The organism is uncultured Kordia sp., assembly GCF_947489565.1.
GTDB lineage: Bacteria > Bacteroidota > Bacteroidia > Flavobacteriales > Flavobacteriaceae > Kordia.
In genome coordinates this window covers 299,411-315,960 of record NZ_CANLEA010000002.1, presented here as the reverse complement: position 1 = coordinate 315,960, position 16,550 = coordinate 299,411, and the positions used below count along the sequence as shown (strand labels likewise).

The 16,550-nt window shown below is 36.0% G+C and carries 14 protein-coding genes; 4 read left to right on the top strand and 10 right to left on the bottom strand.

What is annotated here, in order from left to right:
* Positions 1-165: 165 nt before the first annotated feature.
* The 7 genes from Q0845_RS03965 to Q0845_RS03935 all read right to left on the bottom strand — a co-directional run bounded on the left by Q0845_RS03965 (position 166) and on the right by Q0845_RS03935 (position 4,418).
* Entirely contained in the window at positions 166-801 is a 636-nt protein-coding gene (locus tag Q0845_RS03965) for a VWA domain-containing protein (protein WP_298509468.1), read from the bottom strand.
* 4 nt (positions 802-805) lie between these two features.
* Positions 806-1,186 (bottom strand): TerB family tellurite resistance protein, encoded by a 381-nt coding sequence (locus Q0845_RS03960; protein ID WP_298509465.1) that lies wholly within the window; start codon positions 1,184-1,186, stop codon positions 806-808.
* Between the two features lie 28 nt (positions 1,187-1,214).
* On the bottom strand, positions 1,215-1,853 hold the full coding sequence (locus Q0845_RS03955; protein ID WP_298509463.1) for a VWA domain-containing protein: 639 nt from the start codon (positions 1,851-1,853) through the stop codon (positions 1,215-1,217).
* A 2-nt stretch (positions 1,854-1,855) separates the two neighbouring features.
* Positions 1,856-2,536: a TerD family protein gene (locus tag Q0845_RS03950; RefSeq protein ID WP_298509462.1), complete on the bottom strand. Its 681-nt coding sequence runs from the start codon at positions 2,534-2,536 to the stop codon at positions 1,856-1,858.
* A 64-nt stretch (positions 2,537-2,600) separates the two neighbouring features.
* A complete protein-coding gene (locus Q0845_RS03945; protein WP_298509461.1) occupies positions 2,601-3,275 on the bottom strand; it encodes a TerD family protein in 675 nt (224 codons plus the stop codon).
* Positions 3,276-3,281: 6 nt separating this feature from the next.
* Positions 3,282-3,836, bottom strand: a complete 555-nt coding sequence (locus Q0845_RS03940; protein ID WP_298509460.1) for a TerD family protein — start codon at positions 3,834-3,836, stop codon at positions 3,282-3,284.
* 6 nt (positions 3,837-3,842) lie between these two features.
* Positions 3,843-4,418, bottom strand: coding sequence for a TerD family protein (locus Q0845_RS03935; protein ID WP_298509459.1), 576 nt, complete (start codon positions 4,416-4,418; stop codon positions 3,843-3,845).
* Positions 4,419-4,736: 318 nt separating this feature from the next.
* Here Q0845_RS03935 and Q0845_RS03930 point away from each other — a divergent pair, with 318 nt between their 5' ends.
* A complete protein-coding gene (locus Q0845_RS03930) occupies positions 4,737-5,183 on the top strand; it encodes a DUF1761 domain-containing protein (RefSeq protein ID WP_298509458.1) in 447 nt (148 codons plus the stop codon).
* 70 nt (positions 5,184-5,253) lie between these two features.
* Here Q0845_RS03930 and Q0845_RS03925 read toward each other — a convergent pair whose 3' ends face one another.
* From Q0845_RS03925 to Q0845_RS03915, 3 genes are all read right to left on the bottom strand, one after another.
* Positions 5,254-5,961 (bottom strand): hypothetical protein, encoded by a 708-nt coding sequence (locus tag Q0845_RS03925; RefSeq protein WP_298509457.1) that lies wholly within the window; start codon positions 5,959-5,961, stop codon positions 5,254-5,256.
* A 134-nt stretch (positions 5,962-6,095) separates the two neighbouring features.
* Complete coding sequence (locus Q0845_RS03920; protein WP_298509913.1) at positions 6,096-7,403, bottom strand: ammonium transporter; 1,308 nt, start codon at positions 7,401-7,403, stop codon at positions 6,096-6,098.
* A gap of 33 nt (positions 7,404-7,436) precedes the next feature.
* Complete coding sequence (locus tag Q0845_RS03915; RefSeq protein ID WP_298509456.1) at positions 7,437-8,423, bottom strand: outer membrane beta-barrel protein; 987 nt, start codon at positions 8,421-8,423, stop codon at positions 7,437-7,439.
* A gap of 437 nt (positions 8,424-8,860) precedes the next feature.
* On the opposite strand from Q0845_RS03915, the gene gltB reads away from it, so the two are divergent.
* The 3 genes from gltB to Q0845_RS03900 all read left to right on the top strand — a co-directional run bounded on the left by gltB (position 8,861) and on the right by Q0845_RS03900 (position 16,549).
* Positions 8,861-13,366 (top strand): glutamate synthase large subunit, encoded by a 4,506-nt coding sequence (gltB, locus tag Q0845_RS03910; protein WP_298509455.1) that lies wholly within the window; start codon positions 8,861-8,863, stop codon positions 13,364-13,366.
* 3 nt (positions 13,367-13,369) lie between these two features.
* Positions 13,370-14,836 (top strand): glutamate synthase subunit beta, encoded by a 1,467-nt coding sequence (locus Q0845_RS03905; protein WP_298509454.1) that lies wholly within the window; start codon positions 13,370-13,372, stop codon positions 14,834-14,836.
* An 819-nt stretch (positions 14,837-15,655) separates the two neighbouring features.
* Complete coding sequence (locus Q0845_RS03900) at positions 15,656-16,549, top strand: branched-chain amino acid transaminase (RefSeq protein WP_298509453.1); 894 nt, start codon at positions 15,656-15,658, stop codon at positions 16,547-16,549.
* Position 16,550 lies beyond the last annotated feature (1 nt).

Genomic DNA, 16,550 nt, shown 5'->3' with positions numbered 1-16,550 from the left:
GTTTAAAAAATTGACTAAATGCATTCAGAATAGGCTTTAAGACTGATGTTATATAGCCAAATCCCTTTTTGTATTTAGGTAATATTCGAGCTTCGTATGCATGTAACTTACTAAATATGAATAATGAAATAACTAGTAAGAAAGCACATAATTTAAGAAACACCATTAGATTACAATAATATCTTCACTTGGTGGCGGTGGTAAAGAAACAGTATCAGTAGTTCCCATACTTTTATTTCCTTGTTCAATAGTGTCAGAAACCCACATAAAGAATTGTTTCAATGTATTGCTATCGGTTGTTTGCAAGTGAACTACCGTGTCTGTAAGTTCTTTTAGTTTTTCATCATCAGCAAGGTGACCAGCAGCACAACCTACAATGGTACCGAAATTTATCGCCTTAATTTTAGGGACAGCTTCTCGATACAATTGCACATCGGAGGGTTTTCCATCAGTAAATAAAAATAATAATGGTCTCCAATCTCCTTTTTGTTCTGCGGTACCCTTGCGGATGTCTTTTTTAACTTTTTGAGCCAGAAAATCTAAGGCTTTCCCAGTAAATGTTGGACCACTTTGCGGACAAGTAATTTCAGGTAATTGAAATGATTGTAAGTCCGTTAGCGGAATTAATTCTTTTACTTCTCTATCAAATGTAATGATACTAATCCATAGGGTTTCTGAAGCTTGCGGATCAGAACGTAATGTACTTATCATTCCCGACAAAGCATTGTTTAATGCTTCGATAGGTTCTCCATACATCGAACCAGAGGTATCCAACAAGAAATATACTGGAAGTCTTCTCATAAGTTTATTTTAAAAGATTTTCTAAGTTCTCAGGAAGTGTTCCTGTTGCTTGTTTTAAGTGTTTTAAAAGCGCAAGCTCTGTTGCGTCTATCTGTCCGTCACCTTCAATTTGTTTTGCTAAATATGCTGCTTCATCTGCGTCGATTTCACCATTAGATCCTTCGTCATCTAAAACAAAACTAGCAATAGCTTTCACGAACAAGTCAGTCCATGAACTGTCATTATCTTTTCCAGAAACTGCGTCATTTAGTTCAAATAAAAAGTCTGCTTCTTCTTGGTCAATAACTCCATCATCAAACAATACAGCTTCTATTTCTTTTACTTCACCAGCATCAATAATTCCATCTGCTAATATGTCTTTCTTTAATTCTTCTAGGGTTTTCATTTTTTGATTTTTATAATTTGGTTTAATGTTACAATACAATATTTAATTCATCTGGCGGTGGTGGCAATTCGTTTAAGCCACCTGCTTCTTTTCCTGAATCTTCTACTTTCGCAGAGGTAACTCCGATAGAGGCTGTTACCCAAGCAAAGAATTGAGATATGCTGTGACTATCGGCAGTATCTAAGCTTACCACATTTTCAGTGATTTGTTTTAGCAAAGACGTATCTGCACCACTTCCTGCGGCACAAGCTACTATAATTGCCGTATGTCTTTTTCTTAACTCACTGAGACCTCGTTGAATATCATCTGTAGGAATTCCATCTGTCATGATAAAAACTAAGGGCTTCCAGTCTCCTTTACTTTCGGCAGTAGTAGACGCAACTTCATTGTCAATACATCTACTTAGCATATCTAAGGCTCCGCCCATAGCTGTAGTTCCGCCGGCTTGAATATCTGGTATTTGAAAGGAGCTTAAATCCGTTAATGGAACTACTTGTTGTGCAGTACTATTAAACGTAATGATGCTTAAAAAAGCAGTTTCAATTGCTTGCGGATTTTGTCGTAATGAACTCACCATTAATTGAACGCCATTTTTAACAGCTTCAATAGGTTCTCCCATCATAGAGCCAGATGTGTCAAGTAAAACGTAAACTGGTAGCTTTCTCATAATTATTTAGCGTGGTTCGTTAAGATTTTTTGAATCGTTTGAAGGAATATTTTGTCGTTAGATGGTTCTCCAATAGCATCAAATTTCCAATCTCCACTTCTACGGTATAATTTCCCCATAATTAATGCTCCTTTTCCAGCGTATGATCCATCAGTTACGATATCGTAGCTAGAGTGAACATTGTTTACTCTTGTAGGAGTTCCTTCGTACATTCTAATTTTTGCAAATGGAATATGAGAGAAGTCAAAGTTTTGTCCTTTGTTTAAATAAATATTTAAAAAGAAAAATATTTTGTCAACGTTTGCATCTACTCTATTTAGATCAACGCTAATAATTTCATTGTCAAGTCCGTCGTCTCCTCCAACATCTCCTTGTCTGTCATCACCACTGTGTCGTAATGCACCGTCTTTAGAGTTTAACTTTCCTAATGGATAGTTGTTTTGTTGTAAGAAACCATTGTATTCTGGAGAATATATCCAATCAACCAATTCTCCATTGGTATCAGTCATAATACAGCTTAAGTCTAAATCAACATCTTCCACAACTTTTTTCTTACCTCCAAAGAAGCCTTTTTTTATTGTTTCTATTGCTCCCCAGTTTACACCTACACAAAAGTTAGTAAGTTTTTCTCCGGATGATTTTCTTAAGTCAATTTTTTGCCCTTTGGTTAAATTTATAGCCATGTCGATTTTAGTTTTAATGTTTATTACTTAATGTAAAGTTTTGATTGTTTTTAAATAGTATCTTTTATACGTATTTCTGAGAGATTACGTTTATAGTTTCTGTTAAGTCACTGGCTGAAGTTGGATCTCCAATAGCATTGAATTTCCATTCGCCGTTGTTTTTGTAGAGTGCACCCATAACCATTGAAACATATCCTTGGAAAGATGGGTCGGAAGCAACATCATAGGTTGCAAAAATTTGCGATACTCTATCTGGAGTTCCTTCATACAATCGAATAGAAGCGAAAGGAACCGTAGCAAAATCTTGCTTTTTATAACTGTTTAAGAAGAAAACAATTTTATCAATGGATGGATTTATTTTAGTTAAATCCACAGAAATAATTTCATTGTCTAAACCGTCATCACCGTCAGTGTCACCTTCACGGTCATCACCGCTATGAATTATAGAGCCATCATTAGATTTTAATTGTCTAAAGGAAACTGAATCTACGAGTCTTTTGTTGGCATCAAACATGCAACAACTTGCATCTAAATCTACAGCTTCAACGAAAGTTTTTTGTACTTTTTCTGTTTTACCGCCAAAGCCAAGAAAGCCGCCTTTTTTTTCATCGATGGTGTATGAGCGTTGAATAGCGCCCCAATTTACACCTACACAAAATTTTAATAAATTAGAAGAATCTCCTGAAGGCGTTTTTTTTCTGAGATCAATTTTTTGTCCCTTCGATAGATTAATAGCCATGTGTTATTAATTGTATTTATTTAAGAAATCACCAAGACCACCAGGCATACCTGTACCAATGGCTTCAAATTTCCATTCGCCATTACGCTTGTATATTCTACCAAATTCAACTGCAGTTTCCACTGAAAAATCTTCATCCAGTTCAAACTTCATTACTTCTTCGTTACTTGAATTGTCTACAATACGAACAAAAGAGTTGCGTACTTGTCCAAAGTTTTGTTTTCTTGCTTCGTAGTCTTCAATAGTTACTACAATACAGATTTCTGTAGCTTTATCATCAATTTTAGATAAATCGATACGTATAGATTCGTCATCTCCATCTCCTTCACCAGTTCTATTATCGCCCGTATGCTCTACAGCACCATCAGGAGATTTTAAATTATTATAGAACACAAAATGTTGATCGGTTAGTATTTTTTTATTGTCACCCAAAATAAAAACGGATGCATCTAAGTCAAAATCGGCACCAGTAGCTGTTGTATTTGTATCCCAGCCTAATCCTACAGTAAAATTCCCTGTAGTCAATTTTTCTCGTTGCCCTTTTTGTAAGTTTATTGCCATGCTTGATTATTTAATTACTTCTCCTGAGTAATACTTGTTTACGAAATATCCTAAATCTTCTTTGTATCCAATACCAGAAGCTTCAAACTTCCATTCGTTATTACGTTTGTATAAACGACCAAATTCAACAGCAGTTTCAATAGAGAAATCTTCGTCCAATTCGTATTTCGCTACGACTTCGTTTTTAGAATCATCTACAATTCTGATATATGAATTTCGTACTTGTCCAAAGTTTTGTTTTCTTGCTTCGAAGTCTTCGATAGTTACTACAAAAAGAATTTCCTCAATATCATCAGGAATTAAAGTTAAGTCAACAATGATTGCTTCATCATCGTCACCATCACTAGAGTTTCCATCTGGATCATCTCCTGTGTGTGTTACAGAACCATCAGGCGATTCTAAATTATTATAAAATATAAAATGAGTCTCTTTTGCGAGTCTTCGATCTTTATTTAAAAGAAATGCTGAAGCATCAAGATCAAAGTCATGCCCAGTTCCTTCATTTGGATCCCATCCTAAACCTATAGTCAGTTTGGACAAACCAATTCCAATTTTTTGTCCCTTTTGTAAATTTATAGCCATTTGAAATATTTTTGCTGTGAGACTCAAATATAAAAAAATGCAGCAAGAAAGAGGAGTATATTAAAAAAAATTATACGAGAAAAATCGATTAATATATAAGCGTAACGCGTATTTTTCTTATAAAATGGCAAGAAAAAATGCAAATAATGATAAAAATAGCCTAAGTTTTAGTAATTCACATGTTTGACTATTGATGGTTAATGTTGAGTGTGTAATGTGTTAATAGTGTGATGTTTAAATTATTTTTTTTGAATGTTAATTAAAAAAGTTACATTTAAGTACACCTAAAAAAACTTTATTAACTAACATCGAAAAATTATGGAAAATATTCCTGTAAATTGGATTGCGCTTGCAGTAGCAGCACTATCTACACTAGTCATCGGATTTTTATGGTACGGACCGTTATTTGGAAAAGCTTGGATGAAAGAAACTGGTATTACAGAAGAACAAGCGCAAAAAGGCATGCCATTACGCTTTGGATTGAGTGTTGTATTGGCTTTTATAGCTGTGTTTTTTATCTACCTTACTTCAGTAGTATCAGGAGGAATGCCACCAGATGAGTTGCACGGTATTGAGATGACTAAGTTTCATACATTTGGTCACGGAGCCTTGCATGGTGCAGTGGCAGCATTATTTCTTGTGATGCCAGCATTAGTAACGAATTCGCTTTTTGAACAAAAATCATTAAAATATATGTTGATTAACGTTGGATATTGGATTGTAACCTTTGCCATTATGGGGGGAATTGTCAATGCTTGGACATAAAATAATATCATATAAACGCAAAAAAGAGGTTTTTAAAAACCTCTTTTTTTATTTCGTAAATTCTATATATTTATCCTTTCCAGATAGAATGTTGCAGTCCAATTATATATGGAATACCTCTAAAAACAGCAATATCAACAGCTTTTCCGCCGCCGCGATATTCTACCCAACGATTGTATCGATGACGAAAAACGCCATTGTTAACACCTATGACCCAAATCGTTCCGTCTTGATCACAAGCAATTTTTTGTCCAATTCCTCTTCCTCGTAACTCTATCCAACCCATACCATTTCCTTGCCAGATACTTCCATCTTCTCCAATGATATAGGGAACGCCTCTATGCGCAGCTATATCAACAGCCTTTCCGCCGCCAGGATATAAATTCCAATTTCGACCATCAAACGAAAACACATTATTATTGACGCCAATAATCCATAATTGTCCATTGTCATTATAAATACGTTTTCCTAGTCCATTACCTGGCATTGGAGCCCAACCTGACCCAGTTCCTTTCCAAATTCCATTATTCAATCCAATAATATAAGGTGTTCCGTTATGTACGGCAATATCAATAGCTTTTCCGTTGCCGGGATATTCTTTCCACATACGACCGTTATAGGAAAAAACACTGTTTCCCATACCAATGACCCAAGTGGTTCCTTTGTCATTACAGATAGCTTGTCCTTTTCCGCCACCGCGCAATTGTTTCCAAACTTGTGCATTTGCAGCAGTAAAACAAAACAATGATAAAACGAGTAGATACGTAATTTTTTTCATTATAGAATTATTAAAGGTTGTTTCTAAAAATACAAATTTAATGCCATTCAGAAATAATCGATACATTCTAATTGTAAAAAAGCCTTTGAAATCATAGTTTCAAAGGCTTTTCTGCTAAAATATATTTTGAGGTATTACTCTCCTCTATCTCGTTTTCCAGGGTATGCAATTGTACCGTGTTCGGCTAAATCGAGTCCTTTTTCTTCAACTTCTGCACTTACACGTAAGCCAATGGTTTTCTTAAGTGTGTACAAAACAATAAAAGATAAAGCGATTGCCCAAACAGCATATGCTAACACTCCAATAGCTTGTGTGCCTAACTGAGATGCGCCACCGCCATTAAAAAGTCCAATGGCTTTATCGCCGTCAATGCCCCAAAGTCCTATCACTAAGGTTCCCCAAGCACCCACAACACCATGTACAGAAACTGCACCAATAGCATCATCAATTTTAAGCTTCTTTTCAATGAATTCTATAGAAAGCACAACTAAAATACCACCGATTAAACCTGCTAAAACAGCACCACCACAAGACATATTGCCACAACCTGCTGTAATACTTACCAATCCAGCCAATGCACCATTTAAAGTCTGTGCTAAATGCGGTTTTCCATACCAGATCCATGTAGTAATTAATGCTGCCAAACCACCTGCTGCTGCTGCCAAATTGGTTATTAAAACCACATTGGAAGCACCAATTGCATCAGCGCCGCCCCAAGCTAGTTGCGATCCTCCATTAAAACCAAACCATCCTAGCCATAAGATAAATACACCTAAAGTTGCCATAATTTGATTGTGACCAGGAATTGGAACTACTTTTCCATCCACAAATTTTCCAATACGCGGTCCTACTAAAATTGCAGCTACCAAAGCAGCCCAGCCACCAACAGAGTGTACAATGGAAGATCCTGCGAAGTCAATAAATCCAAGTTCAGTTAACCAACCTTCGCCTTGCCATTGCCATCCTCCAGAAATAGGATAAATAACGGCTGTCATTACCAAAGAGAATATGATGTAGGTAGAATATTTTGTTCTACCAGCAATAGCTCCAGAAACAATAGTTGCGGCAGTAGCAGCAAACATGGTTTGAAAAAATAAATCGGCACCTTCTCCTTGGAATAATCCGCTCCAGAAAAACCAACCATTAGACGTATCTCCATACATTAAAGAGTATCCTACAAGCCAGTATGTTAAAGAACCGACGCAGATGTCAAGAATATTTTTCATGGCGATATTTACCGCGTTTTTAGAACGTGTCATCCCTGATTCTACCAGTGTAAAACCAGCTTGCATGAAGAATACTAAGATACCAGAAATTAACATCCACAACATTCCCATATCTGTATTAATGGCATTCACTGCTGCTTCTATATCTTTAGCTGTAGCAGGAACAACATCTTGTGCTGTAATTATAGTTGGTAAAATTGTTAAAAAATTATCCATCATAATTGTATTTATTATTAGTACTTATTTTGATTAAAATTTGTAGATAGCGGCCAAAACAAATGAGCCTAAGCTTTTAGTTGCCATTAAATCAGTGTCTATAAAGATGTCTTCCGAACCTGTGTCAAATCGAAATTCAGGTTTAATGATTAAATCTTCATCTACTACATAGCTTCCTGTAAGTGTTACGGCAACCACACTAGGATCGTCGCTTACGGCATCACTTTGTGTTTGAAAATACTCTCCACGCACACCAATGGTTAAAGATTTGGAAGCGCTATATTGAGGATATAAGTCAACACCATAAAATCCTTCGCCTTCATTGTCGGCATAAGCGGCGTTAATTCCGATGTAAAAGTCTTCTGAGGCATCAAATCCTCCTGTGTAGTCGATTTCAAAACCTAATCCAGCTTTGTCATACAATAGGTTTAAGAATTGATTGCTGTAGCCTAATTGTGCGCCAACGGCATAGCTTCCATCCGGATTAAACTCGGTAACATCGGTTTGATTAAACACGCCTAGCATCAAGCTAAAATCTTCAGAAAGCGTAAAATCAGCTTTCAAACCAGTGTGTGAAAATGGTCCGTTTGAAAATAAATACGAGGTGCTGTAGTTAAAATTTCCTGTTGGAGAAATAACTTCGTAGCCTAAAAAGGTGTTGAATTTTCCAATAGTGATCTTTGTGTTTTCGCTAATATTATAATAAGCGAATAACTGATTTAGTACCGTAGCACTAGCGGCATCACCTCTAGGGCCAAAAACTAAATCAGCAACTCCACCGACTTTGCCTTTTTCGTAGCTAGCAATAAGATTTGCCATTCCCAGCGAAAAACCAGAGGTATCGGCAAAAGATGTTGCGGGTGCAATTTGGTCCGTGTCATTAGGAGCAGTTAAGTTTGTTCTGTGATAAGCATCAACGCTTCCTTCAAAAAGGAATTTCTTTTTAGGAGTTTCAGAATTCTCCTGTGCACTTACAGTTAAAGTTGTTAGAAGTAAGATTAGCGTAAAAAAATGTCTCATAAAGTCTATTTGGTATTGGTTAAACGCTTCCAAATCTATATAAACTTTATTTTAACCCTAAAAATTTTAGGGGTCAAAATTAAATTTTTATTGATATTTAAATTTTAACCCTATTTTTTTAAGGGGTATTGTTTTTTAATTCGATTTTTTAATGATTTGATAATTCAAATTTTAAGGAATATTCAAAATTTTAATAAAATCTGTAATTTATTTCTAATAAAATGTCTTTTTCGCAAACGTTTTCGTAAAATTTAATAATTATTAATGCTGTTTTTTCAATTGTGTTTTTCGTAAAATTTGCCCTCTAAATTGCCTTTTTGACATTTAAAACGCGTTTAATTACGGATTTGAGAAAAATGATTTCTCTTTTTTTATTATAAAATTCTTGCTTCTATATTCGTTACTGAATCAGGGTTGAAAAACCTCCAAATTATTTGATGATGCTAAAGAAACAAGGACTCTATTTGCCAGAATTTGAACACGATAATTGTGGTGCAGGATTTATATGTAGTTTAACAGGAAAGCGTTCCAATGATATTATTCATAAAGCACTTGAAATTTTAGTAAAATTAGAACATCGAGGCGCAGTAAGTTCAGATGGTGTTACAGGTGATGGCGCAGGTATCTTAATAGATATTCCTCATGCGTTTTTTGAGAAGTTTTGCGATTTTACATTGCCTAACACAGGTGAGTATGCTGTTAGTAATGTATTTCTTCCTCAAAAAATAAATCAACGGGAGTTTTGTATTGATGTTTTTGAAAAGGAAATCGAAAATCAAGGATTACAATTAATCGGATGGAGAGATGTTCCTGTAAATAGCGATATACTAGGAGAAATAGCAAAGGAAACAGAACCTTTTGTAAAACAAATTTTTATAGGAAAAGCTACAGCATCACAATCTGACCGCGATTTTAATTTAAAGTTATTTGCGGCTCGTAAAATTACGGAACATACCATTTATAATTCGAAACTCTCTGAACAGCAGTTTTTCTATTTGCCAAGCTTGTCTACGAAGATTATCATTTTTAAAGGGTTGCTAAAACCAGAACATATTAATGAATACTATCTTGACTTATTTAATTCAGATTTAGATACGCGTTTGGCTTTGGTACACCAACGTTTTTCAACCAATACATTTCCAACATGGGATTTGGCACAACCATTTAGATATATCTGTCATAATGGGGAAATCAATACGCTTCGTGGTAATGTGTCTCGTATGTTTTCTCGCGAAGAAATTATGAAAAGTCCATTGTTTGGCGATGATATCAAGAAAATAATTCCTACTATTTTAAAAGGGAAATCAGATTCTGCAAGCTTAGATATGGTAGTAGAATTACTATTGATGACAGGTCGTTCGTTGCCAGAAGCAATGATGATGTTAGTGCCAGAAGCTTGGGAGAAAAATCCAAACATGTCTGATGCTAAGAAAGCTTTTTACGAATACAATTCTTGTTTAATGGAACCTTGGGACGGACCCGCATCTATTCCGTTTACCGATGGAAATTATATTGGAGCCGTTTTGGATAGAAACGGATTGCGCCCTTCACGATATACAGTCACCAAACATGGAAATGTGATCATGTCGTCCGAAACAGGCGTTGTGGATATAAAACCAGAAAATGTAGCATTTCATGGTCGTTTAGAACCAGGGAAAATGTTTTTGGTGAATATGAATGAAGGACGCATTGTAAATGATGAAGAAATAAAAGAATCCATCGCAGCCAAACATCCTTACAGAAAATGGTTGAACGAAAATTTAGTCCACTTACGAGATATTTCAGCTAAAAAAGGACCGATCAAATACAAGGAAATTGAACTCAAAAAACGTGAAGTGGTTTTTGGGTATACACAAGAAGATTTAGATACTATCATTCGTCCAATGGCACAATTGGCAAAAGAACCCATCGGATCTATGGGAAGTGATACACCTATTGCAATTCTCTCGGAAAGACCACAACTCATCTATAATTACTTCAAACAACTATTTGCACAGGTGACGAATCCGCCTTTAGATGGTGTTCGAGAAGAATTAATTACCGATATCAGTTTGACGTTAGGAAGCGATGTGAATCTTTTTGATATCAATCCAGAACACTGTAAAAAACTGAAAATCCAAAATCCAGTCATCTCAAAACACGATTTAGATAAAATTAGAAACTACGATACCAATCCTAATTTCAAAGTAGAATCTATTTCCATGTTATACGAAGTAAATCGAGGATTGAACGAATTGGAAATTGCACTAGAAAACTTAATGCACAAAGCGTCCAAAGCCATAGATAATGGTGCAAATATTATCATTCTATCAGATCGATATGTGGATGAAAAACACGCGCCAATTCCAGCATTATTAGCATGTTCTTATCTAAATCATGCGTTACACAAACTCAAAAAACGTTCAAAAGTTAGCCTGATTATAGAATCGGCTGAGCCAAGAGAAGTGCATCATTTTGCCTTACTGTTTGGTTTTGGAGCCAGTGCGGTAAATCCGTATATCGTTAACGAAATTGTAGAAAAGCAAGTATTAAGTGGAGACATTACCGATTTAGAATACCTGGCAGCGATCAAAAATTACAACAAAGCAGTTGGGAAAGGAATTCTAAAAGTGATGAATAAAATAGGAATCTCTACCTTAAACTCGTATCGCGGATCGCAATTATTTGAATGTATCGGAATCAACTCAACCACAGTAAAAAAATATTTTCCCAATACGCCAACACGCATCCAAGGAATTGGTTTGCGAGAAATAGAACAAGAAATTGTAAAACGTCACAAAAAAGCATTTCAAGCAAATGATGTAAATACAACTATTGAAGTTGGCGGACAATATAGATGGCGACGTGGACAAGAAAAACACATGTTTAATCCGCTTACGGTTGCAAAACTACAAGAATCGGTACGTACCAATAAAGCGTCTACTTTTAAGGAATATTCAAACTTGGTAAACGATCAAGCTAAAACTTTAATGACGATTAGAGGTCTGTTTGAATTTGATCAATTTGACCCAATTCCACTAAATGAAGTAGAGCCGTGGACAGAAATTGTAAAACGCTTCAAAACAGGCGCCATGTCGTATGGTTCTATCAGCAAAGAAGCACATGAAAATTTGGCGATTGCTATGAACAGAATTGGTGGAAAATCGAATTCTGGAGAAGGTGGCGAAGATCAAGAACGTTTCTACAAAAGCTCACAAGGCGATTGGAAAAATTCCGCGATCAAACAAGTCGCTTCTGGACGTTTTGGAGTAACATCAAACTACTTAACAAGTGCGAATGAAATTCAAATAAAAATTGCACAAGGAGCAAAACCCGGTGAAGGCGGACAATTACCTGGACCAAAAGTAAATCCGCAAATTGCAAAAACACGAAATTCCACGCCGTATGTCGGACTCATTTCGCCGCCGCCGCATCATGATATCTATTCCATAGAAGATTTATCGCAATTGATTTATGATGTAAAATCTGCCAATCGTGAAGCGCGAATCAATGTGAAATTAGTTTCTGAAATTGGTGTAGGAACGGTCGCAGCCGGAGTTGCCAAAGCAAAAGCCGATGTCATATTAATCTCTGGTTTTGATGGCGGAACAGGAGCGTCTCCATTAACTTCATTAAAACATGCAGGTTTGCCATGGGAATTAGGAATTGCAGAAGCACAACAAACCTTGGTAATGAACGATTTGCGTAATCGTGTTGTCTTAGAATGTGACGGACAATTAAAAACAGGTCGCGATGTTGCCATTGCTTGTTTGTTAGGAGCAGAAGAATTCGGATTTGCCACTGCGCCATTAGTAGCTTCAGGTTGTGTAATGATGCGTGTATGTCACTTAAACACCTGTCCAGTCGGAATTGCAACGCAAAATCCTGAATTGCGAAAAAAATTCAAAGGAAAACCAGAACATGTCGTCAATTATATGTATTTCGTTGCACAAGAATTGCGAGAAATCATGGCAAAACTCGGATTCAAAACGGTGAACGAAATGGTTGGACAAGTACAAAAACTCAACAGAAACAAAGCCATTGAACATTACAAAGCTTCCGGAATTGATTTAACGCCAATTCTACACAAAGTAGAAGTTTCAGAAGAAGTAAAACTCTACAATACAGAAACACAAGATCATCAACTGGAAACACATTTAGATTTCAAGATCATTAAGCAAGCACATCAAGCATTATTTAGAAGGCAACGAACAGATTTAAAGCTAGAAATTACGAATATTGACAGAGCAGTGGGCGCAATTGTAAGTAACGAAATCTCAAAAATATATGGTGCCGAAGGTTTGCCTGAAGATACTATCAATATAGATTTTAATGGTTCGGCAGGGCAGAGTTTTGGCGCATTTGCTACCAAAGGAATCCGCATGACAGTTCATGGAAATACGAATGATTATTTAGGAAAAGGACTGTCTGGAGGAAAACTCATTGTAAAAGTTCCTAAAGTTTCAACGATCATTCCAGAAGATAATATTATTACTGGAAACGTAACGTTGTACGGAGCAACTTCGGGAGAAGTATATATCAATGGAAAAGCAGGAGAGCGTTTTTGTGTCCGTAATTCAGGTGCAAAAGCAGTTGTAGAAGGTATTGGCGATCATGGATGCGAATATATGACGGGCGGCGTTGCGGTAATTCTTGGGAAAATAGGTCGCAATTTTGGTGCTGGAATGAGTGGTGGAATTGCATATGTATTGGATGTAGAAAATACGTTTTTCATACAAAATTGTAATTCAGAAACCTTAAACATTGATCCAATTAAGTCGAAAGAAGATGAATTACAACTCAAGCAACTTATCCAAAATCATTATGAAGCAACATCAAGTCCATTAGCAAAACGAATTTTGGATGCCTGGGAAAACTATCTGCCAAAATTTATAAAAGTGCTTCCAGAAGAATATAGAAAAGCATTAATACGATTAGAACAAGAACAACTTCAAACAGCGTAAGATATGGGAAAAATAACAGGATTTATGGAGCATAAACGCCAAGATGAAGCGTATGAAACTCCAGTAGAACGTATCAAAAACTATAAAGAATTTACAATTGCACTGCAAAAATCTAAACTCGAAGATCAAGGTGCGCGTTGTATGGATTGTGGAATTCCTTTTTGTCATAGTGGTTGTCCACTTGGGAATCTAATTCCTGATTTTAATGACAAAGTCTATCGTGGGAAATGGAAAGCAGCAGCAGAAATTTTACATGCCACAAACAACTTTCCTGAATTTACAGGTCGATTGTGTCCTGCGCCTTGTGAAGAAGCCTGTGTGTTGGGAATCAATGAAGATCCTGTAAGTATAGAAAACATAGAAAAAAATATTGTTGAGACGGCTTTTAAAGAAGGCTGGATCACTGCAAATCCGCCAAAAGTAAGAACTGGGAAATCTGTTGCCATTGTGGGTTCTGGACCTGCAGGATTAGCAGCAGCACAACAACTCAATCGCGCAGGTCATAACGTAACTGTTTTTGAACGCGATGGAAAAGTTGGCGGTTTATTACGCTATGGAATTCCAGACTTTAAAATGGAAAAACACATCATTGACAGACGTTTAGAAATTTTAGAAGAAGAAGGCATTACTTTTAAAACAAATGCGCATGTTGGTGTCAATATAAATGCAAAACAACTAGAAGAAGACTTTGATGCAGTAGTATTATGTGGTGGCGCCACCATTCGACGTACACTTCCTATTGATGGTGCAGACGCAAAAGGTGTGCATCAAGCGATGGATTTTCTAAAGCAAAACAATCAATATGTGGATGGATTGCTGAACTTTGAAGATATCATCTCAGCAAAAGGTAAAAAAGTCATTGTCATTGGCGGTGGCGATACAGGTTCGGATTGTATCGGAACAAGCAATCGTCATGGTGCAGTATCAGTAACAAACTTTGAAATATTAAGCAAGCCAACTCTTGGTCGTCCTGCGCATCAACCGTGGCCGTATTGGCCTATGAAACTCAAAGAAACTTCATCGCATCAAGAAGGTGTAAAACGTTTCTTTAGCATTGCAACAAAGAAATTTATCAGTGATGTCAATGGAAATCTCACAGGTTTAAAAACGGTGGAAGTAGCATGGATTTTCAAAGAAGGCGAACGTCCGCAATTACAAGAAATTCCAAACACAGAAAAACTCTGGGAATGCGATTTGGTATTATTGGCTTTAGGTTTCACAGGTGCCGAAAAAACATTGGCAGATGAATTTGGATTGGAAATGGATTTCAGAAGCAACATCAAAGCGACAACTAAAAACTATGCAACCAACAAATCGGGAATCTTTACGGCTGGCGACATGCGCAGAGGGCAATCCTTAATCGTTTGGGCAATCTCAGAAGGTCGCCAAGCAGCACATCATGTAGATGCGTATTTAATGGGAACTTCCAATCTTCCGTTAAAAGATGAAAGTGATTTGCCGCGAGTATAAATTAATGATGTGAACGAAGTAATTAAAAATATAGTAAAATTCGATTGTCAAATCGAGCGCAGTCGAGATTTATTTGAAAATCTTTACAGTTAAAACTTCTCGACTGCGCTTGAAGTGACATTAATGCTAAATTGTAGAAAATACATTTATAAAAAAAATCACATTCCCCTGCAAAGACAGAAAAAAACAACAACTTTTTTCAACATCAAATTAGGAATCTAAAAAAACTTTTACAATCTTTGGTATAACAAATGAACAAACAAATTATAAATATCATTGCTATTAATGTCATTGTGATTCGCTCACAACGATAAGGAATGCTATATATAATTTCACTATAAATTTAAAAGCTTTCCTATAAACGGAAAGCTTTTTTTATTTCAACAAACAACAAACAACAAACAACAAACAATGAATCAAATAACTAGCATTATCGTGATCGTCATTATTATTATGAACTCCACCTGAGTTGATACGATTTGCTATATAAAAACAAAAAGCCTGTATCAATTGCGATACAGGCTTTTTTTTGTGAAACTCAACTTTGAGAAGCTTAAAAGGCGCACTCAAAGTTGCAAGTTGAACAAATCCCGCTGTAGAGCGGGATCTCATTATATAGAAACTAAAAGCTAAAATCAAAAAAATGGCTTCTAAATACAATTAAAATTTACACGTTGAGTGTTGTATTTGGTGAGAGTTAAAATATTGATAAACAGTAATTTAAGTATAAAAATTAACAATTGGTTTTAGTGAAATAACCAAAATCGAACACACAAAAAAGAACAATAAAATTAATTTCGAATTATAATAACAATAAACATGTATTACAAAGAAGACAGTATCATTTACCACAACGGTACATACATGCATCCAGAAAAAGCTTCAGGAAACATGTACAGTCAAGCATTACACTACGGAAATGGTGTTTTTGAAGGAATCAGAGCATACAAAACAAAATTTGGTGCAAAAATCTTCAAAGCAGAAGCACATTACAAACGCCTTCAATATGGCGCTGAGGTCATGGGAATTCCGTTCAATCACTCCATTGAAGAATTAGTGGATATCACATACAAATTATTAGAAAAAAACAACTTACAAGACGCGTACATTCGCCCAATTATAACAACGGGAGCGAACATGAGCTTACTTACATCTGAAGAATCGTTTTTAACGATTCAGTGTTGGGAATGGGGAAAATATATGGGAGACAAACTTCTAAAAGTAAAAACATCTCGTTTTCAACGCCCAAATCCAAAATCATGTTTTGTAGAAGCAAAAGTTACGGGACATTATACAAACTCCATCTTATCTACCAATGAAGCAAAAAATGCAGGTTACGACGAAGCTCTGTTGTTAGACATGAACGGAAACGTAGCAGAATGTTCTGGCGCCAATGTATTCATGGAAAAAGATGGCAAACTCTATACGCCAAAACGTGGACACATTATGGCGGGAATTACACGTGATACAATTCTCGAAATCTGTAAAGAAGAAGGATTTTCAGTAGAAGAAAAGCATTTTACACTAGACGAACTCAAACAAGCAGACAGCGCATTCTTTACCGGAACGGCGGCAGAAGTAGTTGGACTCGAATCATTAGATGCATATAAATTTCCACTTTCGTGGGAAGCGTCTTTGGGTTACAAACTCATGAAGCTATACAAACAAGAAGTACTGTGCGAACGCTCAAAAAAATTATCAGAAGCAATATAAT